The organism is Bradyrhizobium sp. SPXBL-02, assembly GCF_051853065.1.
In the GTDB taxonomy this organism is placed as follows: Bacteria; Pseudomonadota; Alphaproteobacteria; order Rhizobiales; family Xanthobacteraceae; genus Bradyrhizobium.
Window position 1 is genome coordinate 3089038 of the sequence record NZ_CP182474.1, and the last position, 19224, is coordinate 3108261.

Annotated in this window: 21 protein-coding genes and 1 pseudogene; 15 read left to right on the forward strand and 7 right to left on the reverse strand. The window is 64.5% G+C overall.

The window, feature by feature from the left end; translation table 11 throughout:
• Positions 1 to 11 precede the first annotated feature (11 nt).
• A complete protein-coding gene (locus ACNJYD_RS14050; protein ID WP_439366684.1) occupies positions 12 to 890 on the forward strand; it encodes a sulfurtransferase in 879 nt (292 codons plus the stop codon).
• 225 nt (positions 891 to 1115) lie between these two features.
• Here ACNJYD_RS14050 and ACNJYD_RS14055 read toward each other — a convergent pair whose 3' ends face one another.
• A complete protein-coding gene (locus tag ACNJYD_RS14055) occupies positions 1116 to 3047 on the reverse strand; it encodes a sigma 54-interacting transcriptional regulator (RefSeq protein WP_439366685.1) in 1932 nt (643 codons plus the stop codon).
• A gap of 160 nt (positions 3048 to 3207) precedes the next feature.
• Here ACNJYD_RS14055 and ACNJYD_RS14060 point away from each other — a divergent pair, with 160 nt between their 5' ends.
• From ACNJYD_RS14060 to cynS, 4 genes are all read left to right on the forward strand, one after another.
• Positions 3208 to 4587: a CmpA/NrtA family ABC transporter substrate-binding protein gene (locus ACNJYD_RS14060; protein ID WP_439366686.1), complete on the forward strand. Its 1380-nt coding sequence runs from the start codon at positions 3208 to 3210 to the stop codon at positions 4585 to 4587.
• A 148-nt stretch (positions 4588 to 4735) separates the two neighbouring features.
• The gene (gene ntrB / locus ACNJYD_RS14065) at positions 4736 to 5575 is read left to right on the forward strand and encodes a nitrate ABC transporter permease (RefSeq protein ID WP_439366687.1); all 840 of its coding nucleotides are present in this window, start codon (positions 4736 to 4738) and stop codon (positions 5573 to 5575) included.
• A gap of 5 nt (positions 5576 to 5580) precedes the next feature.
• Positions 5581 to 6504, forward strand: a complete 924-nt coding sequence (locus ACNJYD_RS14070; protein ID WP_439366688.1) for an ABC transporter ATP-binding protein — start codon at positions 5581 to 5583, stop codon at positions 6502 to 6504.
• 16 nt (positions 6505 to 6520) lie between these two features.
• Complete coding sequence (cynS, locus tag ACNJYD_RS14075; RefSeq protein ID WP_439366689.1) at positions 6521 to 7009, forward strand: cyanase; 489 nt, start codon at positions 6521 to 6523, stop codon at positions 7007 to 7009.
• A gap of 120 nt (positions 7010 to 7129) precedes the next feature.
• Here the strand turns inward: cynS and ACNJYD_RS14080 are convergent, their stop codons facing one another.
• Positions 7130 to 7453, reverse strand: coding sequence for a DUF1476 domain-containing protein (locus ACNJYD_RS14080; protein ID WP_172782947.1), 324 nt, complete (start codon positions 7451 to 7453; stop codon positions 7130 to 7132).
• 320 nt (positions 7454 to 7773) lie between these two features.
• Between ACNJYD_RS14080 and purC the strand changes: the two genes are divergently transcribed.
• Genes purC through ACNJYD_RS14095 form a run of 3 tightly spaced genes read left to right on the forward strand, consistent with a single transcriptional unit; the run spans position 7774 to position 9062 of the window.
• Positions 7774 to 8541, forward strand: coding sequence for a phosphoribosylaminoimidazolesuccinocarboxamide synthase (gene purC, locus ACNJYD_RS14085; protein ID WP_172782948.1), 768 nt, complete (start codon positions 7774 to 7776; stop codon positions 8539 to 8541).
• A 14-nt stretch (positions 8542 to 8555) separates the two neighbouring features.
• Complete coding sequence (gene purS / locus ACNJYD_RS14090) at positions 8556 to 8798, forward strand: phosphoribosylformylglycinamidine synthase subunit PurS (RefSeq protein WP_036012950.1); 243 nt, start codon at positions 8556 to 8558, stop codon at positions 8796 to 8798.
• Positions 8799 to 8810: 12 nt separating this feature from the next.
• Positions 8811 to 9062: a hypothetical protein gene (locus ACNJYD_RS14095; protein ID WP_439366690.1), complete on the forward strand. Its 252-nt coding sequence runs from the start codon at positions 8811 to 8813 to the stop codon at positions 9060 to 9062.
• 14 nt (positions 9063 to 9076) lie between these two features.
• Here the strand turns inward: ACNJYD_RS14095 and ACNJYD_RS14100 are convergent.
• Positions 9077 to 9181, reverse strand: a pseudogene (locus tag ACNJYD_RS14100) (magnesium transporter); the annotation flags it as partial.
• A gap of 119 nt (positions 9182 to 9300) precedes the next feature.
• Between ACNJYD_RS14100 and ACNJYD_RS14105 the strand changes: the two are divergent.
• Together ACNJYD_RS14105 and ACNJYD_RS14110 are read left to right on the forward strand one after the other, a co-directional pair.
• Entirely contained in the window at positions 9301 to 9756 is a 456-nt protein-coding gene (locus ACNJYD_RS14105) for a hypothetical protein (protein WP_439366691.1), read from the forward strand.
• Between the two features lie 8 nt (positions 9757 to 9764).
• On the forward strand, positions 9765 to 10322 hold the full coding sequence (locus ACNJYD_RS14110) for a hypothetical protein (RefSeq protein WP_439366692.1): 558 nt from the start codon (positions 9765 to 9767) through the stop codon (positions 10320 to 10322).
• A 16-nt stretch (positions 10323 to 10338) separates the two neighbouring features.
• On the opposite strand, the gene ACNJYD_RS14115 is transcribed toward ACNJYD_RS14110, so the two are convergent.
• Positions 10339 to 11355, reverse strand: coding sequence for a magnesium and cobalt transport protein CorA (locus ACNJYD_RS14115; RefSeq protein ID WP_212258014.1), 1017 nt, complete (start codon positions 11353 to 11355; stop codon positions 10339 to 10341).
• Positions 11356 to 11520: 165 nt separating this feature from the next.
• Here ACNJYD_RS14115 and purQ point away from each other — a divergent pair, with 165 nt between their 5' ends.
• Positions 11521 to 12222 (forward strand): phosphoribosylformylglycinamidine synthase subunit PurQ, encoded by a 702-nt coding sequence (gene purQ, locus ACNJYD_RS14120; RefSeq protein ID WP_439366693.1) that lies wholly within the window; start codon positions 11521 to 11523, stop codon positions 12220 to 12222.
• Positions 12219 to 13208: a tripartite tricarboxylate transporter substrate binding protein BugD gene (locus ACNJYD_RS14125; protein ID WP_439366694.1), complete on the forward strand. Its 990-nt coding sequence runs from the start codon at positions 12219 to 12221 to the stop codon at positions 13206 to 13208. The genes purQ and ACNJYD_RS14125 overlap by 4 nt, the downstream gene beginning before the upstream one ends.
• 48 nt (positions 13209 to 13256) lie before the next feature.
• Here ACNJYD_RS14125 and ACNJYD_RS14130 read toward each other — a convergent pair whose 3' ends face one another.
• The gene (locus ACNJYD_RS14130; RefSeq protein WP_212258017.1) at positions 13257 to 13655 is read right to left on the reverse strand and encodes a RidA family protein; all 399 of its coding nucleotides are present in this window, start codon (positions 13653 to 13655) and stop codon (positions 13257 to 13259) included.
• A gap of 160 nt (positions 13656 to 13815) precedes the next feature.
• On the opposite strand from ACNJYD_RS14130, the gene ACNJYD_RS14135 reads away from it, so the two are divergent.
• Positions 13816 to 14394, forward strand: a complete 579-nt coding sequence (locus tag ACNJYD_RS14135) for a TetR/AcrR family transcriptional regulator (protein ID WP_439366695.1) — start codon at positions 13816 to 13818, stop codon at positions 14392 to 14394.
• Between the two features lie 143 nt (positions 14395 to 14537).
• Positions 14538 to 15275: a tetratricopeptide repeat protein gene (locus ACNJYD_RS14140; RefSeq protein ID WP_439366696.1), complete on the forward strand. Its 738-nt coding sequence runs from the start codon at positions 14538 to 14540 to the stop codon at positions 15273 to 15275.
• 7 nt (positions 15276 to 15282) lie between these two features.
• Here the strand turns inward: ACNJYD_RS14140 and ACNJYD_RS14145 are convergent, their stop codons facing one another.
• Together ACNJYD_RS14145 and ACNJYD_RS14150 are read right to left on the reverse strand one after the other, a co-directional pair.
• Entirely contained in the window at positions 15283 to 16248 is a 966-nt protein-coding gene (locus tag ACNJYD_RS14145) for a DMT family transporter (RefSeq protein WP_439366697.1), read from the reverse strand.
• A gap of 74 nt (positions 16249 to 16322) precedes the next feature.
• Positions 16323 to 16802, reverse strand: coding sequence for a PaaI family thioesterase (locus ACNJYD_RS14150; RefSeq protein ID WP_439366698.1), 480 nt, complete (start codon positions 16800 to 16802; stop codon positions 16323 to 16325).
• A 185-nt stretch (positions 16803 to 16987) separates the two neighbouring features.
• Here ACNJYD_RS14150 and purL point away from each other — a divergent pair, with 185 nt between their 5' ends.
• Positions 16988 to 19198 (forward strand): phosphoribosylformylglycinamidine synthase subunit PurL, encoded by a 2211-nt coding sequence (purL, locus tag ACNJYD_RS14155; RefSeq protein ID WP_439366699.1) that lies wholly within the window; start codon positions 16988 to 16990, stop codon positions 19196 to 19198.
• Positions 19199 to 19224 lie beyond the last annotated feature (26 nt).

A 19224-nucleotide genomic window follows, 5' to 3' on the forward strand; every position in this document is an offset into this window, starting at 1 on the left:
GAGAGGCTGCCATGACTGACGTTCTGATCACTGCCGTCGAACTCGCCGATCTCTTGAAGACCGAGCCGTGTGTCGTCATCGACACCCGCAATCCCGATGCTTACGCCGCCGGGCACCTGCCGGGCGCCGTGAACGTGCACGAGATCTTTACGTTCCTGGCGACCTCGACACCGGAAGGCATGGCCGAGCTCAAGACGAAATTCGCCGATGCGTTCGGCGGTGCCGGCCTTTCGGGCAAGGAAACCGCCGTGATCTACGAGCAGTCGATGAACTCAGGTTTCGGCCAGTCCTGCCGCGGCTATTACCTGCTCACCATGCTCGGCTATCCCAAGGTGAAGGTGCTGCATGGCGGCTTCGATGCCTGGTCGGCCGCGGGCTTCCCGGTGACCAAGGACGTGCCGACGCCGGCGAAGGCTTCGTTCGCGATCGTGCCTGAGGCCGGCGAGATCCTGATCGATGCCAAGACCATGCTCGCCGCCGTCGGCAAGCCGGGTATCGCGATCCTCGACGTGCGCGACGTCGACGAGTGGATCGGTGACAGCTCGTCTCCGTACGGCAAGGATTTCTGCCCGCGCAAGGGCCGCATTCCCGGCGCCGTCTGGCTGGAATGGTATCGGATGATGAAGCCGACCGCCGAAGGCCCGCGCTTCAAGTCCAAGGACGAGATTCTGGCCGAATGCGCCACCGTCGGCATCTCGCAGACGACGCCGGTCTACCTCTACTGCTTCAAGGGTGCTCGTGCCTCGAACACCTTCCTGGCGCTGAAGAACGCCGGCGTGAAGGACGTGCGGATGTATTTCGGCTCCTGGAACGAATGGTCGCGCGATCCCTCGCTGCCGATCGAGCAGGGCCTGCCGATCGCAGCTGATGTGACGACCAAGGCGGCGTAGCAACGCAAGGACGGCCGACAGGTCTCGGTCCACCTCTCCCGTAGGGAGAGGTCGGATCGCATCGCAAGATGCGATCCGGGTGAGGGGTTACAGCCTCACAGTATGCCGCGGCCCCTCACCCGGATTGCTTCGGACGATGCTCCGCATCGCCGAGCGCAATCCGACCTCTCCCCGCTGGGGAGAGGTGGACCGGGGGGCGCGGACCGTGCTTCGTCGCGTTGTCCTCTAACCGTTGAGACCCGCCCACGGACGAGGCGTAATTCCCAGCGCCTTGATCCGCGAGGCCAGCGTGGTCGGCTTGATGTCGAGCATCTCGGCCGCGCCGCCGGGGCCGAACACTTTTCCGGCGCAGGCCTCGAGCGCGGCCAGGATGTTGGCGCGTTCGTGGTCGCGCATTTCCGACGACGTCATCACGGCGGGGCGCGCGTCGGCCTTCTGACGGGCGGCGCCGGCCGGGGCTTGTGCGCCTGAAGTGTCCGGTAGATCGATGCGCAGGCGGCCGTTCTGCGACAGGATCGCAGCGCGCTCGATCACGTTCTGCAGTTCGCGGACATTGCCGGGCCAGTCGTAACGGGTCAGCCGCCGTGCATCGCCCTCCGACAGACGCAGGTTGGATTTCAGCGCCTTGCTCTCGCGCGTCAGGAAATGTTGCGCGAGCAGGGGAATGTCCTCACGGCGTTCGCGCAAAGGGACAGTCTCGATCGGGAACACGTTGAGGCGGAAATAGAGGTCTTCGCGAAAGCGGCCGCGCTGGACCTCCTGCTTGAGATCGCGATTGGTCGCGGCGATGACGCGAACGTCGACCGCGCGGGTGCGCGCCTCGCCGACACGCTCGAAATGGCCTTCCTGCAGCACGCGCAGCAGCTTGCCTTGCAGCTCGAGCGGGATCTCGCCGACCTCGTCGAGGAACAGTGTGCCGCCGTCGGCAAGCTCGAAGCGGCCGATGCGGTCGCGCGTTGCACCGGTGAAGGCACCGCGGACATGGCCGAAGAATTCGCTCTCGAACAATTCGCGCGGGATCGCGGCGCAGTTGACCCGGATCAGCGGCCGGTCGCTGCGGGTGGAATCCTCGTGGATGGCGCGCGCGATCAGCTCCTTGCCGGTGCCGGATTCGCCGGTGATCATCACCGCCGCGGTGGTCGGCGCCACCAGCTTGACCTGGCGCAGTGTCTTCTGGATCGCCTCGCTGCCGCCGATGATGCCGCGCGGATTGGTCTCGATGCGGATTTCCTCCTGGAGATAGGCGTTCTCCAGCTCGAGCCGCTCGCGCAGCCGGTCGACCTCGGCAAGGGCGGCGTGCAGCTTCTCGTCGGCCTCGCGGCGCTGGCTGACGTCGCGAAACACCACGACGGCGCCGACCACGACGCCGCGGTCGCGGATCGGCGTCGAGGTGTACTCGACCCAGGCGGGCGAGCCGTCCTTGCGCCAAAACACCTCGCCGTCGACCTGGTGCACGGCGCCGTCGCGGAACGCCGCATAGATCGGGCAATCATGATTGTGATAGTGCCGGCCGTCGTGGTGGGTGTGGTGGACGATCGGGTGGATCTCCTTGCCGACCAGCTCCTCGGCGGTCCAACCCAGCATCCGCTCGGCCGCGGGATTGACGAAGGTGGTCTTGCCTTCGGCGTTGACGCCATAGATGCCTTCGCCGGCGGCGCGCAGGATCAACTGGTTCTCGCGCTCGATGTCCTGGAATACGCGCTCGACCCGCTGCCAGGTCGAGATGCCGCCACGCATATGGTCTTCGGCGGCAGCATCGACATTGCGCCGGCGGCGCGCTTCGAGGTCGGTCAGCGTCAGCAGCAGCAGCGTGCGGCCGTCATGCGGCAGCAGGCAGCCGGCATATTCGAGCCGGAGATCTTGCCCGGTCGCGTGGCGGGGATTGAGTGCCGTGGTCCAGTAGGCGCCCTTGTGCAGCACGGCCTGGGTGAAGACGGTGAGGGCGGCAAGCTCGCCGGTGAGCGTGCTGGCCCTGGTCTGCCGCAGCAGGGCGCGGTCGTAGCCGAGCAGGGCGCAGGCGGCGGGATTGGCATCGACGATCTGGTCGCCGTAGGGATCGACCAGCAGGGTCGCTTCGACCGAAGATTCGAAGGCGGCGATGCGCGGGTCGATGACAGGGGCCACATCGTCGTGGACGGGCATTGGCGTCGTTGCCATTGCGAAATCTCGTAATTGAACTACGAAATCTCGTTTATCACGAGTTTTCGTAGCGGCCAAGTGCGGGTGAAAGTGCTGCGTCATCAAGGCACTGGCCGGCCGAAGGGGCATGGCATGCTCCTTGCGTAATTGCTCCTCGCAATGACGCGCAGGAGGGCCGATGTCCACGTTCGACAATCCGTTTGATCCCGATCGCAACCTTCGAGCCGGCTGTGTTTGCGGCCAGCATCGTTCCGCGGCTGAGCACGAGCAGGCGACGGCGCTGCACTGCGAGCCGGTCGCAAGCGAAGAGAAGCGTTACGAGGGCGTGGTCGCTTCCGCTGTGATGCGCGCGATGTTTCCGCAGGACGTGGCGCGGCGCGCTTTCCTGAAGTCGGTCGGTGCATCGACCGCGCTCGCGGCACTGTCGCAGTTCTTCCCGCTCAAGACGGCGACCGAGGTGTTCGCGCAAGCCGGCGCGCCCGAGAAGAAAGACCTCAAGGTCGGCTTCATCCCGATCACCTGCGCCACGCCGATCATTATGGCAGCGCCAATGGGCTTCTATGCCAAGCACGGCCTCAACGTCGAGGTGGTGAAGACCGCCGGCTGGGCCGTGATCCGCGACAAGACCATCAACAAGGAATACGACGCCGCGCACATGCTGGCGCCGATGCCGATCGCGATCTCGCTCGGTCTTGGTGCCAACGCCATTCCATTCGCCGTGCCTGCAATCGAGAACATCAACGGGCAGGGCATCGTGCTCGCCACCAAGCACAAGGACAAGCGCGATCCGAAGGACTGGAAGGGGCTGAAATTCGCCATCCCCTTCGACTATTCCATGCACAATTACCTCTTGCGCTACTATCTGGCCGAGCACGGTCTCGATCCCGATACCGACGTGCAGCTGCGCTCGGTGCCGCCGCCGGAGATGGTCGCGAATTTGCGTGCCGACAACATCGACGGCTTCCTTGCGCCCGACAACATCTGCCAGCGCGCGATCTATGACGGCGTCGGCTTCATGCATCTGCTCTCCAAGGAGATCTGGGACGGCCATCCCTGCTGCAGCTTTGCTGCAAGCCGCGAATTCATCACGACGGCGCCGAACAGCTTCGCGGCGCTGACGCGGGCGATCGTCGATGCCACCGCCTACGCCTCGAAGGCGGAGAACCGCAAGCAGATCGCCGAGGCGATCGCGCCTGCGAACTACATCAACGCGCCGGTCACCGTGCTGGAGCAGGTTTTGACCGGGACCTATGCCGACGGCCTCGGCGGCGTGAAGACGGACGCAAAACGCGTCGATTTCGATCCGTTCCCCTGGCAGTCCTTTGCGGTGTGGATGCTGACGCAAATGAAGCGCTGGGGCCAGATCAAGGGCGACGTCGATTACAAGGCGGTGGCCGAGCAGGTGTATCTGGCGACCGATACCAAGAAGCTGATGACCGAGATGGGGCTGACGCCGCCGGCGAGTGCCTACAAGTCGTTCGCGGTGATGGGGAAGAATTTCGATCCGGCGAAGCCGGAGGATTATGTGGCGAGCTTCAAGATCAGGAAGGCGTCGTGATGAGCTGCACTCTTGTGTCCCGGACGCGATGCAGCACGCAGTGCTGCTTCGCAGGGCCGGGACCCAGTCCTGCCGCATGGGTCCCGGTTCTGCGTCGCATCGCTTCGCGCTGCGCCGCGCCCGGGACACGATACCGGGGATATGCATGATGACCACCTCCCTTCGCCTTCGCGCGGGCCTCGTCTCCATCGTGCTGCTCGCCGCCTTTCTCGGCATCTGGCATCTCGCCACGCGCTCCACCGCGCCGGTGACGGCGATGAGCCCGGAATACGCCAAGCTGATGGGGCTCACGGCGACGCAGGGCAAATCCGCGATGCCCGGGCCGCTCGATGTCGGCGCAAAACTCTGGGAGCACCTGAAGCGGCCGTTCTACGACAACGGGCCGAACGACAAGGGGCTCGGCATCCAGCTCGGTTACTCCATCGCGCGCGTCGGCACCGGCTATCTGCTGGCCGTGCTGGTGGCGATCCCGCTCGGCTTCCTGATCGGGATGTCGCCGCTGCTGAGCAAGGCGCTCGATCCGTTCATCCAGGTGCTAAAGCCGATCTCGCCCTTGGCCTGGATGCCGCTCGCGCTCTACACCATCAAGGATTCCTCGGTCTCGGCGATTTTCGTCATTTTCATCTGCTCGATCTGGCCGATGCTGCTCAACACGGTGTTCGGCGTCGCGACCGTGCGCAAGGAATGGATCAACGTGGCGCGGACGCTGGAGGTCGGTACGGTCAGGCGCGCCTTCACCGTGATCCTGCCGGCAGCCGCGCCGACGATCCTGACCGGCATGCGGATCTCGATCGGCATCGCCTGGCTCGTGATCGTCGCCGCCGAGATGCTCGTCGGCGGCACCGGCATCGGCTATTTCGTCTGGAACGAGTGGAATAATCTGTCGATCACCAACGTCATCATCGCGATCCTCCTGATCGGGGTCGTCGGCATGCTGCTCGACCAGATCCTCGCGCGCTTCACGCGCATGGTCACGTTTCCGGAGTAGAGGCGATGACCGACAAGTTCATCTCGATCGAAGGCATCGCCAAGCGCTATCCGGGCGCGGGCGGCGCGACGACCACCATCTTCGAGAACCTCTGGCTCTCGATGGCGCGCGGCGAGTTCTGTTGCGTGATCGGCCATTCCGGCTGCGGCAAGACCACGGTGCTCAACATCCTCGCCGGGCTCGATGCGCCGAGCGAGGGCGCGGTCATCGTCGACGGCCAGGCGATCTCGGGCACCAGCCTCGACCGCGCCGTGATCTTCCAGAGCCATGCGCTGCTGCCCTGGCGCACCGTGATCGGCAACGTCGCCTATGCCGTCAGCTCGAAATGGCGCAGCTGGGACCGCGCCAAGGTCAAGGCGCATGCGCAGAAATTCATTGACCTCGTCGGCCTGTCCGGCGCCGAGCACAAGCGTCCCTCGGAGCTGTCGGGCGGTATGAAGCAGCGCGTCGGCATCGCGCGGGCGCTGTCGATCACGCCGAAGATGATGCTGATGGACGAGCCGTTCTCGGCGCTGGACGCGCTGACGCGCGGCACGCTGCAGGACGAGGTGCGGCGCATTTGCCTGGAGACCGGGCAGACCGCGTTCATGATCACCCATGACGTCGACGAGGCGATCTATCTCGCCGACAAGATCTTCCTGATGACCAACGGTCCCGGCGCGGTGCTGGCGGAGGTGGTCGAGAACCCGCTGCCGAGGGATCGCGGCCGCACCGATCTGCACCGCCATCCACTCTACTACGCGCTGCGCAACCACATCATCGATTTCCTGGTGACGCGCAGCAAGACCTTCACCACTGAAAGGCCCGATCACGATCCGCGCAACGTGCCGACGGTGCAGATCGGCAAACCCGGCCTTTCGATCGCATCGACCGGCGAAGAGCCGCGACAGACCTGGATGCCGGGGACAAATCCCGGATTGAGCGCCTAGCAAGGAGACCCCGACAATGAAGCGCGAAGACCTCACCGAGAAGCTGCTCGACATCAAGCGCGAGAAGGGCTGGAGCTGGAAGCACATCTGCGAAAAGATCGGCGGCTTTTCCGAGGTTCTGATCGTCGGTGCGATCATGGGCCAGATGAAACTGACAAAGCCGCAGGCGGCCAATGCCGGCGAGCTGTTCGGCCTGTCGAAGGCGGAAGTTGCCATGCTCAACGAGGTGCCGATGCGCGGCACCGGCACGCCGATGCCGCCGACCGACCCGCTGATCTACCGCTTCTACGAGATGGTGATGGTGAACGGCCCGGCCTGGAAGGCGCTGATCGAGGAGGAATTCGGCGACGGCATCATGTCGGCGATCGACTTCGACATGGGCATCGAGCGCGTCGCCAATCCGAAGGGCGACCGCGTCAAGATCACCATGAGCGGCAAGTTCCTGCCCTACAAATATTACGGCGCCAGCGGCAACGTGCCGGAATACGGCTTCAAGGAGGAGTGATTTGGTTTTTCCGTGATTCCGGACGCCGCGGCAGCGGCGATCCGGAATCTCGAGATTCTCAGGTGCGCAATTGCGCGCCTGAGTTCGCGCCTTTGGAGCGCCCCGGAATGACGCTTAGCGTCATTTCCCCGCCTTCACCTCGGCGGCGGCAACCGCGAGCAGCTCGCTCATCTTGGCGCGAATCGCCTGCTCGGTGACGGCGACGTTCTTGGCGGCGAAATCGGCCGTCAGCTTGCGCAGGACGTCGGCATCGCCGGCCTCCTCGAAATCGGCCGCGACCACCTCCTTGGCATAGGCGGTGGCGGCATCGCCGGTGATGCCGAGCTTCTCGGCCGCCCACAGGCCGAGCAGCCGGTTGCGGCGGGCCTCCGCCTTGAACTTCTGCTCCTCGTCGAGGGCGTACTTCTTCTCGAAGCCTTCCTGGCGCTTATCGAACTCGCTCATACCTTGTTCCAAATCCTCGCTGAATGGAGCGGAGCCTTCCGTTGCGGCGACCCGGCTGCATGCCTACATAGATAGCACGAATCGGCAAAACAACGGGCCGTTAAGCCGCAGGCAAGACGGTATAAGTTGGCGCCGGACGGCCGGATCGATTGTGCTCGGACAGCCAATCGGATAGGTTGCCTGAGGCTTGGTTCCCGTTCTGTTTCCAAAGGGTCGTGGATGGGTTCCTGGCCGTTCACGGCAGCTCCGCTGTGGGTCGTAATCCAAGTCAACCGGAGCACACCAAATTCATGGATTTCAACAAAACACGGTACATCCCCATGAGCCGTCGGCGTCGCATTTATGAAGGCAAGGCAAAGGTTCTTTACGAAGGTCCGGAGCCCGGTACCCTGATCCAGCACTTCAAGGACGACGCCACCGCGTTCAATGCGAAAAAGCATCAGGTGATCGAGGGCAAGGGTGTCCTCAACAACCGGATCTCGGAGTACCTGTTTCAGCACCTCAACGACATCGGGGTGCCGACCCATTTCATCCGCCGCCTCAACATGCGCGAGCAGTTGATTCGCGAGGTCGAGATCGTGCCCCTGGAAGTGGTGGTGCGGAACGTCGCCGCCGGCTCGCTGTCGCAGCGCCTCGGCATCGAGGAGGGCACGCAGCTGCCCCGCTCGATCATCGAATTCTATTACAAGAACGACCAGCTCAACGACCCCATGGTGTCGGAAGAGCACATCACTGCCTTCGGCTGGGCGACGCCGCAGGAGATCGACGACATCATGGCGCTCGCCATCCGCGTCAACGACTTCCTCACCGGCCTCTTCCTCGGCATCGGCATCCGCCTCGTCGACTTCAAGATGGAGTGCGGCCGCCTGTTCGAGAACGAGATGATGCGGATCATCGTCGCCGACGAGATCTCGCCGGACAGCTGCCGTCTGTGGGACATCAAGTCGAACGAGAAGCTCGACAAGGATCGTTTCCGCCGCGACCTCGGTGGTCTGCTGGAAGCCTATACGGAAGTTGCAAAGCGTCTCGGCATCCTCATGGAGAACGAGCGTCCCCAGGGCACCGGCCCGGTGCTGGTGAAGAGCTGAAGAGGACTTTTGACGTGAAGGCACGTGTCACCGTTACCCTGAAGACGGGCATCCTCGATCCGCAAGGCAAGGCCATCGAAGGCGCGCTGAAGTCGCTCGGCGTCGACGGCGTCGCCAGCGTCCGCCAGGGCAAGGTGTTCGACATCGAGCTCGCCGGCGCCGACAAGGCCAAGGCGGAGGCAGCACTGAAGGAAGCCGCCGACAAGCTCTTGGCGAACACCGTGATCGAGAATTATGCGATCGAGATGAAAGCATAGGGATTAAGCCAAATGCCCGACGTGACTGAGCTCATGTTCGAGGTGTTGAAGTCGATCCAGGCGCGACTGGCGCAGGTCGATGGCAAGATCGATGAGACGAAGCAGGAAATTCTGGCGTTGCGAACGTCCCAAAATGCCGCTCGCCAGAATGTCACAAGTGTCTTTCAGGAGATTGCGGGGGTTCATGCCACGCTGGTGCGGCATGAGGGCAGGCTTGACCGGATCGAGCGCAGGCTAGAACTGAACGAGGCGCCTGTCCGATAGCATCGGTTCAGTGCTCACAGCCATCCCACCCGCCGAAAGCGCCAGTACAGCGAGCCGCAGGCGGTCGGCATCACGCCGAGCAGCATGAAGTAGCCGTACTCCCATTCCAGCTCCGGCATGCTGCATCGCAGCTGTTGACGTCGCCTTTCTCGAAAACTACAGGTTGTTTGCACTCCGGGCAGGGTGCGTTCGGGGCGGGGTGATGGGGACTTTTTCAGACGTTTTCCGGCATGCGGCTATGGCCGCAGCCGCGTTGTCGCTCGCCGGCTGTATGACGGCGGCCGTGGGCCCGGAGCATCCAGGAACCAGGGTGACTTTCAAATCGCCGGATCCGGAAAAATGGACCGGTACGAGGGTATTCGGCGAAAGACGCTCGATCTTCCGCTGCAGGCCGCTTGCGTGTCCCGAGTACTCGATCGTCTCCATCCGCACCGCAGCCAGTCCGACCCGTAGCCCCGATCCCGTGGCCCTGCAGAAATTCGCCGAGGCAGATGCGCAGCGTCAGATGGCTCAGACCGAGCAGGCATCGACCGAGGCGGTCGGGCGCCTGAGAGACCTGACGCTGGTGTCTTCGCGCGTCGCGAAGATGAAGGAATTTCCGGCCGTGCATTGGGAGTACAAGGCGACCGGTCCGAACGATAAGCCGGTCTATGTCGTCCGCGACATGGTTTTCGCAGGCAACACGATGAGATGAGGGCCGGCATGCGGTTTAGAGTCCGGTCGCTGGTGCTGCTGGCAGCGCTGCTGCTCGCGGGAGGGAGCGCCTTTGCCCAATCGCGGGCGCCGCAATCCACCGCGCCGCGCCCGCCGGTCTCAGTGAAGGGCTGGCGCTACGAGCTGCGCCCCAACGACGTCCACATGTTCCTGTGCGAGCAGCCCGCCTGCGGTGCGCAGTCGAGGGTGAGCTATCGGCTCTACGCGCCAGGGTCCTATCCTCCGGGCAACACGATGACGCTGGAGCAATTTCGCGAAGAGCAGATGCAAATCGTCAAGATGCTGGAGCAGCGGACGCCGGGACAGAAGATCTCGATTCTCGGAGTTGACGGCGACAGTGGCACCAAGGTGCCGCGCCTGTTCAAAGCGCGGCGACTGATGGTGAAGCCTGATGGCACGAAGGAATATCAGGTCAGCGGCTATCTGTTTGGCGATCGAGGTGCGGCCAGCCTGATCAGTTCGGCGGCCACCGAGAAGGCCAGCTCCGACAATTATGCGCAATTTGCCATCGGGGTGATGCTGGTGCTGGCGCCAGCCAAGCGCTGAGTGCCGTGCCCCTCGATCACAGCCATCCCACCCGCCGAAAGCGCCAGTACAGCGAGCCGCAGGCGGTCAGCATCACGCCGAGCAGCATGAAATAGCCGTACTCCCATTCCAGCTCCGGCATGTGCTTGAAGTTCATGCCGTAGATGCCGGCGAGCGCGGTCGGGATGGCGATGATGGCGAGCCAGGACGCGAGCTTCTTCGACACCGCGGTCTCGTGGGCCTGGCCGACCAGCAGGCTCGCCTCGAAGGCGAAGGCCAGCACCTCGCGCATGGAATCGATGCGCTCCTGGATGTTGCGGACATGGTCGGTGACGTCGCGGAACAGAGGCTGCATCGTCGCGCGCACCATCGACAGCTCATCGTGCTCGAGACGGCGGCAGACCTCCACCAGCGGCCCGATTGCGTTACGGAGCCGCAACAGGTCACGCCGCAGCATGTAGAGCCGCTCGATCTGCGTCTTGGTGATCGCGTGCGCGAGCACGTCGTCCTCGATCTTCTCGATCTCTTCGTGAATGCTTTCCAGCACGGGCGAGTAATTGTCGACGATGAAATCGAGGATGGCGTAGAGGATGTAATCCTCGCCGCGTGCGAGCGCCCGCGGGCAGCTCTCGCAGCGTTCGCGCACCGGCGTGTAGGATGTCGAAGCGCCGTGGCGCACCGAGACCAGATAGCCTTCGCCGACGAAGATGTGGGTCTCGCCGAAGGCAATGCGTCCCTCGACCAATTGCGCGGTGCGCGCGACGATGAACAGGGCCTCGCCATATTGCTCGATCTTCGGCCGCTGATGGGCGTGGTTGGCGTCCTCGATGGCGAGGTCGTGCAGGTCGAACTGCTTCTGCACCGCGCCGAGCAGCGCCATGTCGGGCTCGTGCAGCCCGATCCACACGACGTGGCCGGGCTTGGCTCGCCAACTCGAGGCCTCGCTGATGGCGATATTGGCGACGCGGCGGCCGTCGACATAAGCGCCGGCGGCGACGACGCCCTCGGTGGACACCGGTTCGGAGGGGAATGCGGGCAGCGACGGGACGTTCATGGCTTCAATCCCGGGCAAATCGAGTGACCAAAGCGAGTGGCTATGGCCTGTGTACAACGGCGCTCCGCCACGCTAGCACTGGTAAAATCTCCGTCAAATGGTTATGTCTGTTCACGAATTGGCCGGTCGGCCAGCCTCATTCCCAGCCGCGTCGGAACCTCTGCCATGAAAGCCGCCATTCTCGTCTTTCCCGGAATCAACCGCGAGCGCGACATGGCGCGCGCCCTGAGGCTGATCTCCGGCAGCGAGCCTGCAATGGTCTGGCACGCCGAGACCTCGCTGCCTGCGGGCACCGATCTCGTGGTCGTGCCCGGCGGCTTCTCCTACGGCGATTATCTGCGCTGCGGCGCGATTGCGGCACGTGCGCCGGTGATGGACGCGGTGCGCGACTATGCGGCCAAGGGCGGCCTCGTGCTCGGCGTCTGCAACGGTTTTCAGATCCTCTGCGAGTCCGGCCTCCTGCCGGGCGTCTTGATGCGCAATGCGCGGCTGAAATTCATCTGCCGCGACGTGCATCTGCGCGTCGAGCGCTCCGACACGCCGTTCACCCGCGGCTACAATGCCGGTCAGGTGATCCGCGTGCCCGTCGCCCATGGTGAGGGCAATTACGAGGCGGACGAAGAGACCATCAAGCGGCTCGAAGGCGATGGGCGGGTGCTCTATCGCTACTGCTCAGCCGATGGCGTGGTCGACGAGGCCGCCAACATCAACGGCGCGGCACATTCCATCGCCGGCATTGTCAACGACAGGGGCAACGTGCTCGGCATGATGCCGCATCCGGAAAACCACGTCGAAGACATCATGGGCTGCACCGATGGCCGCGGCCTGTTCGCCGGTCTTGCCCAGCATCTGGAAAAAGCGGCGTGATTGCGTTCGTGATGAAGCGTGCTCTCGCCGCCGTCGTGGCGCTCGCGCTCGCGACATTTTCAGTAGCGACTTGCGCATCCGCACAGGATTATCCCAAGCGTCCGATCACCATGATCGTGCCGTTCGCGGCAGGGGGAACCTCGGACGTGATCGCGCGGGCGGTTGCCGAGCAGATGGGGATTGCGCTCGGCCAGACCATCGTGATCGAGAATGTTGCCGGCGCCGGCGGCTCGACCGCGCTGGCGCGTGCCTCCCGCGCCGAGCCTGACGGCTACACCATCGCGATCGGCAATGCCGGCACCAATGCGGCGACCTATACGATCTATCCAAAACTGCCGTTCACCCCTGAGTCCTTCGTGCCGATCGCGATGGTGGCGAAGACGTTCGGCATCATTGCGCTGCGCAAGGACTTTCCGGCGAAGGACCTCAAGGAGTTCATCGCCTATGCCAAGGCCAATCCGGGCAAGATCAATCTCGGCCATGCCGGCGTCGGCTCCTCCAACTATCTGATCTGCAAGAGCTTCGTCACATCAGCCGGGATCGATGCGACGCTGGTCGGCTATCGCGGCGCCGCGCCGGCACTGACTGACGCGATCGGCGGCCAGATCGACGGCGTCTGCGACGCGGCCGCCTCGGTGTCCCAAGCAATCAACGACAAGCTGGTGAAGGGCCTCGTGGTCGGCTCGACCGTTCGGCTCGCGACGCTGCCGGATCTGCCGACCTCGGCGGAAGCAGGCCTGCCCGAGTTCGAGGCGCAGGGCTGGAACGGCCTGTTCGCGCCCAAGGGCACGCCGCCGGCCGTCATCGCCAAGCTGAACGCAGCCGCGCGCACGGCCGTCGAGACCGAGGCGGTGAAGAAGCGCTTTGCCGACCTCTCGACCGTTGCGCCCGATGCCGACGAGCATACGCCGGAAGTGCTGCAAAAGCTCGTGACGCGTGACGTCGAGAAGTACCGCAAGATGCTGGCAGACGACGCCAACAAGTAGCCTGCGCAAGGAGCCTGGCGGCGGCCGGCGTATGGCCGCCCAGAAGGCTTACTGGAGCACAGGAATGCGGGCGATGACCTTGATCTCGAAGTCGAAGCCAGCAAGCCAATTCACGCCGACGGCCGTCCAGTTCGGATAGGGCGGATCGCCGATCTCCTCGGTGCGAACGGCCATCACCGTCTCAATCTGGCTCGCCGGATCGGTGTGGAATGTGGTGACGTCGACGACATCATCCAACGTGCATCCACCGGCTGCGAGCACGGCACGCAAATTGGCGAACGCGCGCCGGACCTGGTCCTCGAACACCGGCTCGGGTGAGCCGTCCTCGCGGCTGCCGACCTGCCCCGACACGAACAGCAGGTCGCCGGAGCGGATCGCTGCGGAATAGCGATGCACTTGATAGAGCGCGTGGCGGTTTTCGGGGAAGATTGCCTCTCGCTGGGGCATGGCAGGAGCCTTTCAATCGATGGATGGGGCGGATGGAACGTGGGCGCTCCATGGGTGGCGTTTCGCGGCATTTTCAGATACGTTTCGTATGTCAGGTATCACTCACATACGAGGCGTATGTCAAGGGGGTCGAGTGGCAAAGGGGAAGCGCGCCGCGGCCATGGCGGAAAATCGGGCCAAGCTTATCCGCGCCGCCCGCGAGGCATTCGCCACGCAGGGCTATGCAGCCGCGTCGATGGACGACCTCACTGCCGCCGTCGGTCTGACGCGGGGCGCGCTGTATCACAACTTCGAAGACAAGAAGGGGCTGCTCTGGGCCGTCGTCGAGCAGATCGATGGGGAGATGGCGGAGCGGCTCCGCATCGCCCGGGAGCAAGCGCCCAGCCTGTGGCTGGGCCTGCTCGCGGAGGGAAGCGCCTATATCGAAATGGCGCTCGACCCCGAGATCCAGCGCATCATGCTTCTGGATGGACCTGCCGTGCTCGGCGATCCCTCCAAATGGCCCGGCGAGAACGCCTGTCTCGACATCACCATGCGAACGATCCGCGCGCTGATCGAGCAGGGGGTCGTGAAGCCGGTCGACGTCGAAGCGGCGGGGCGGTTGCTGAACGGCGCTGCGCTCAGCGCCGCCTTGTGGGTCGCGGCCGCCGACGATCCCAAGAGTGTGTTGAGCAAGGCCGTTGATGCGTTTCGAGAGCTGGCGAGTGGATTGCTGCGCGAGGCGCGTGAACCTGCATAGGTTTTGAGGCGACTGACTCTCGTCACCATCATGGCGCCGATCAGGTTCGCCGATTTTTGCCGGATGAAGCAACTCAAAGTTGTTTCATTGCATCGATTGCGATATCAGGAAGCGGCGCTGTCGTAGTGCTTTCCGGATGTCACATGCCCGTCGCTTTGGTCGTTCTGCTGCTCGATATCACGCTGATCTATCATGCCTCGCGAACCGGACGGTTGCGGCCCTGGGCCTTCATCATCCTGCTGGTGCCGATGATGGGCGCGATCGCCTATATCGCGGTCGAGCTCATTCCCGAATGGTTTTCCAGCCCCGGTGCACGGCAGGCGCGCCAGCGTGTCGCCAATCGCCTCGATCCCGAGAAGCGCTATCGCGAGCTGTCCGACCGGCTGGCCGGCACCGACACCATCGTCAACCGCGCGGCGCTGGCGGACGAGTGCGCAAATATCGGCCGATTTGCCGAAGCGGAAGCGCATTATGATCATATCCTGAAGCTGCCCTTGGGCCACGATCCCGCCTATGCGCTGCGCAAGGCTCAGGCGCAATTTGGCGCCAGCCGCCCGGCCGATGCGCTCGCCACGCTGGACGATCTGCAGAAGCAATGGCCCGACTTCGATTCCGCCGACGCGCATCTGCTCTATGCCCGCGCGCTCGCCGAGGTCGGACGTCTCGACGAGGCGCTGGAGGAATACCACGCGCTCGTCGGCTACTTCCCCGGCGCCGAAGCGCGGGTGCGCTACGGCATGCTGCTGCAAACGGTCGGCTGCACCACTGAAGCGCGCATGGTCTTCAACGAGCTGCTGATCCAGATGCGCCGCGCGCCGAAATATCTGCGCAAGGCGCAGGCGGAATGGCTGTCGATCGCGGAGAAGCAGCTGTCGACCTAGCCGCTCGCTAGCGCCACTTCAGCCGCTCCGCCGGCACCGTCATGGCCGCAACGCCCGCCATCACCAGCACCAGCCCCAGCGCGAGGTTCGACGGCACGCTCTCGCCGAGCAGCAGCACCGAGAGGCCGACGCCGATCGGGATGCGCAGATAGCCTTGCGCGTTGGTCGTGAGCGTGCCGAGCCGGCCGAGGCAGATGTAGAACAGCATCAGGCCGAGGGCACTGGAGACGATGCCCATGACGATCGTGGCCACGATCGCGGTGGGCGTCGGCTGCAGCGTCCAGGGCTGGTCGATGATCAGCGCGGGCGGCAGCAGCACGAGGCCGCCGAACAAGAGCGAACCTGCCGCCACCACCATCGGATCGTATTCGGACAGGCGGAGGCCGAAGATCGTCGCGCAGGCAAAGGAAATGGTGGCGAGCAGGATCGCGATCTCCGCCACGATCTCGCTGCCGAAGCCGCGCAGCGCGTCGAGCCCGACGATGGCGACGGTGCCGGCGAGTCCCAAAATCGCACCAGTTAGCTTGAGCAGCGTCGCCGGCTCGTGCCGCGTGATCAGCGAGGTGATCAGGAAGGCGAAGATCGGCGTGGTCGAGGCCAGCACCACCGTGTTCGATGCCGGCACATATTGCTGCGACCACGTGATGATCAGGAACGGGAAGGTCGAGTTGATCAATTGCTGGGTTGCGAACAGCTTCCAGGCTTTCGCGTCGGTGGGGATCCTGGTGCCGCGCATCCACAGGATCGCGAACAGGAAGGCGGCGGCGATCAGTGAGCGCGCCGAGATGAAGGTGATGGGCGGGATGGTGGGGAGCGCCAGCTTGGCCAGCGGATAGGTCGAGCTCCAGCAGCAGGCGAGCGCAAGCAGCAGCGCATAGTCGCGCCAGCTGTGCGCACCTTTGGCGGTCATGGACGGCAACGGCGCTGATGCGGCCGGCCTCGCGCGGCCCGCCTCGGATGTGCTCTGCGGCACCTTGTTCTGCTCCCCGGCGCCAAAAGCGCTTGCCGGAAGTCTGGGCGAGGGTGCGCGAAAAGGGAAGCGTCGAGCTATGCGTCTGGCTGCGGGAGTGCCTTCCGCTTCATCCGCTTGATCGTGCCGGAAAAGGTGAGCAGCAGCCGCTCGCCGGACATCATCTTGCCGCGCAGGAAGATCAGCGAACCGCCGGCGCGGGTGACCTCGCCGGTGCATTCGATCAGCTCGCCCTCGCGTGCCGCGTCGAGGAATTCGCAGGCGAAATTGGTCGTCACCGCCCGGCTGTCCAGGACATGGGTGGCGATCGCAAACAGCGAATAGTCGGCGAAGGCCATGTAACAGCCGCCATGGACGTTCCCGGAGCCGTTGAGATGCTTATTCTCGACCCGGAAGGCGCTGCGGACGCTGCCGTCTGCCTCGATCCGGTGCCAGAAGGGGCCGACATGGGACTCAAAACTGTCGCGAATCCAGGTCCGCCAGCCCACAAATTCGCCCTCGGTGGCGACATGGAGCTCGGGGCGGCGCGGCGGGGGCGCTTTGGTCAATTCGTGCAAGGAAATAGGCCTTCAATTGCGGGTCTTTAGACCTTAAATCCGATCCGACCGCGCCGTGCAATTCCCGTTCCCGCGGGCTCCCCGGCGCAAAACGTGGGACAGCGGGAAAATGCGCCATAAAGGGCTTTTCGAAGCCGTCCGATGTTCCTAAGAACGGCCAAACCGCCGCCGAAAGCCTCGAATCCATGAAGAATGAACCCAAGATCACCCCCGAGCTGGTTGCCGCCCACGGGCTCAAGCCCGACGAGTACGAGCGCATCCTGAAGCTGATCGGGCGGGAGCCGACCTTCACCGAGCTCGGCATCTTCTCGGCGATGTGGAACGAGCACTGCTCGTACAAATCCTCGCGCATCCATCTGCGTGGCCTGCCGACCAAGGCGCCCTGGGTGATCCAGGGCCCCGGCGAGAATGCCGGCGTGATCGACATCGGCGATGGCCAGGCCGTGGTCTTCAAGATGGAGAGCCACAACCACCCGAGCTATATCGAGCCGTACCAGGGCGCGACCACCGGCGTCGGCGGCATTTTGCGCGACGTCTTCACCATGGGCGCGCGTCCGATCGCCTGCCTCAATGCGCTCAGCTTCGGCGCGCCCGAGCATCCGAAGACGCGGCATCTCGTCTCCGGCGTGGTGGCGGGCGTCGGCGGCTACGGCAATTCCTTCGGCGTGCCGACGGTGGGCGGGCAGGTGCGCTTCCACACCCGCTACGACGGCAACATCCTCGTCAATGCCATGGCGGTGGGTCTCGCCGATGCCGACAAGATCTTCTATGCGGCGGCCTCCGGCGTGAACATGCCGATCGTCTATTTGGGCTCCAAGACCGGCCGCGACGGCATTCACGGCGCCTCGATGGCCTCGGCCGAGTTCGACGACAAGTCCGAGGAGAAGCGCCCGACCGTGCAGGTCGGCGATCCCTTCGCCGAGAAGCTGCTGCTCGAAGCCTGCCTCGAGATCATGGAAAAGGGCTGCGTCATCGCGATCCAGGACATGGGTGCGGCCGGCCTGACCTGCTCGGCGGTGGAGATGGGCGCCAAGGGCGACCTCGGCGTCGACCTCGACCTCGATGCGGTGCCGACCCGCGAGACCGGCATGAGCGCCTACGAGATGATGCTCTCGGAGAGCCAGGAGCGCATGCTCATGGTGCTCAAGCCCGAGAAGGAGAAGGAAGCCGAGGCGATCTTCAAGAAGTGGGGTCTCGACTTCGCCGTCGTCGGCTACACCACGCCGAGCAAGCGTTTCGTGGTCAAGCATGGCGGCGACGTCATGGCCGATTTGCCGATCAAGGAGCTCGGCGACGAGGCACCGGTCTATGACCGGCCGCATGTCCCCTCGGCCGCGTTGCCGGTCGTGCATGCCCGCGACGTGCCGGCGCCGATGGGCTTAGGTAGCGCGCTGGAGAAGCTGATCGGCACGCCCGATATGTGCTCTAAGCGCTGGGTTTGGGAGCAGTACGACCACGTCATTCTCGGCAACACCATGCAGCGTCCGGGCGGCGATGCCGCCGTGGTGCGCGTGCAGGACGGGCCGAAGGGCCTCGCGCTCACCGTCGACGTCACGCCGCGCTATTGCGAGGCCGATCCTTATCAGGGCGGCAAGCAGGCGGTCGCGGAAGCCTGGCGCAACATCACCGCGGTCGGCGGCAAGCCGCTCGCGATCACCGACAATCTCAACTTCGGCAATCCTGAGCGGCCCGAGATCATGGGCCAGTTCGTCGGCTGCCTGAAGGGCATCTCGGAAGCCTGCCGCACGCTGGACTTCCCGGTCGTGTCCGGCAACGTCTCGCTCTACAACGAGACCAACGGCCGCGCGATCCTCCCGACACCCTCGATCGGCGGCGTCGGCCTGCTCGACGATTTCACCAAGTCTGCCTCGCTCGCCTTCAAGGCCGAGGGCGAGGCGATCCTCCTGATCGGCGAGACCCACGGCTGGCTCGGCCAGTCCGTCTATTTGCGCGACATCTGCGGCCGCGAGGAGGGCGCACCGCCGCCGGTCGATCTCGCCGCCGAGAAGCGCAACGGCGACGTCGTGCGCGGCATGATCCATGCGGGCACTGCGACTGCGGTGCACGATCTCTCCGACGGCGGTCTCCTGATCGCGCTGGCCGAGATGGCGATGGCGGGCGGCATCGGCGCCAAGCTGCTGGCGGCGCCGGCCGCGCTGGTGCCGCAGGCCTATTGGTTCGGCGAGGACCAGGCGCGCTATCTCGTCACCGTGCCGGAAACCGAAGCCGGCCGCGTGCTCGCCAAGATGCGCGGCTGCGAGGTGCCCTGCGTGCGGATCGGCACCACCGGTGGCGATGCCATCGCGATCGCCGGCGAGGCGCCGGTGACGATCGACAGCTTGCGCAAATCGTTCGAGCGCTGGCTGCCGGAGTACATGGGCGGCAAGGCGGCCTGAACTGCCGCCACACACTCCGTCATTGC

What these genes read in the sequence shown, in the direction of transcription:
- ACNJYD_RS14050 (WP_439366684.1), top strand. Translation starts at nt 12, where the DNA reads ATGACTGACGTTCTGATCACTGCCGTCGAACTCGCCGATCTCTTGAAG.
- ACNJYD_RS14055 (WP_439366685.1), bottom strand. Translation starts at nt 3,047, where the DNA reads ATGGCAACGACGCCAATGCCCGTCCACGACGATGTGGCCCCTGTCATC.
- ACNJYD_RS14060 (WP_439366686.1), top strand. Translation starts at nt 3,208, where the DNA reads ATGTCCACGTTCGACAATCCGTTTGATCCCGATCGCAACCTTCGAGCC.
- ntrB (WP_439366687.1), top strand. Translation starts at nt 4,736, where the DNA reads ATGACCACCTCCCTTCGCCTTCGCGCGGGCCTCGTCTCCATCGTGCTG.
- ACNJYD_RS14070 (WP_439366688.1), top strand. Translation starts at nt 5,581, where the DNA reads ATGACCGACAAGTTCATCTCGATCGAAGGCATCGCCAAGCGCTATCCG.
- cynS (WP_439366689.1), top strand. Translation starts at nt 6,521, where the DNA reads ATGAAGCGCGAAGACCTCACCGAGAAGCTGCTCGACATCAAGCGCGAG.
- ACNJYD_RS14080 (WP_172782947.1), bottom strand. Translation starts at nt 7,453, where the DNA reads ATGAGCGAGTTCGATAAGCGCCAGGAAGGCTTCGAGAAGAAGTACGCC.
- purC (WP_172782948.1), top strand. Translation starts at nt 7,774, where the DNA reads ATGAGCCGTCGGCGTCGCATTTATGAAGGCAAGGCAAAGGTTCTTTAC.
- ACNJYD_RS14095 (WP_439366690.1), top strand. Translation starts at nt 8,811, where the DNA reads ATGCCCGACGTGACTGAGCTCATGTTCGAGGTGTTGAAGTCGATCCAG.
- ACNJYD_RS14105 (WP_439366691.1), top strand. Translation starts at nt 9,301, where the DNA reads ATGGCCGCAGCCGCGTTGTCGCTCGCCGGCTGTATGACGGCGGCCGTG.
- ACNJYD_RS14110 (WP_439366692.1), top strand. Translation starts at nt 9,765, where the DNA reads ATGCGGTTTAGAGTCCGGTCGCTGGTGCTGCTGGCAGCGCTGCTGCTC.
- ACNJYD_RS14115 (WP_212258014.1), bottom strand. Translation starts at nt 11,355, where the DNA reads ATGAACGTCCCGTCGCTGCCCGCATTCCCCTCCGAACCGGTGTCCACC.
- purQ (WP_439366693.1), top strand. Translation starts at nt 11,521, where the DNA reads ATGAAAGCCGCCATTCTCGTCTTTCCCGGAATCAACCGCGAGCGCGAC.
- ACNJYD_RS14130 (WP_212258017.1), bottom strand. Translation starts at nt 13,655, where the DNA reads ATGCCCCAGCGAGAGGCAATCTTCCCCGAAAACCGCCACGCGCTCTAT.
- ACNJYD_RS14135 (WP_439366695.1), top strand. Translation starts at nt 13,816, where the DNA reads ATGGCGGAAAATCGGGCCAAGCTTATCCGCGCCGCCCGCGAGGCATTC.
- ACNJYD_RS14140 (WP_439366696.1), top strand. Translation starts at nt 14,538, where the DNA reads ATGCCCGTCGCTTTGGTCGTTCTGCTGCTCGATATCACGCTGATCTAT.
- purL (WP_439366699.1), top strand. Translation starts at nt 16,988, where the DNA reads ATGAAGAATGAACCCAAGATCACCCCCGAGCTGGTTGCCGCCCACGGG.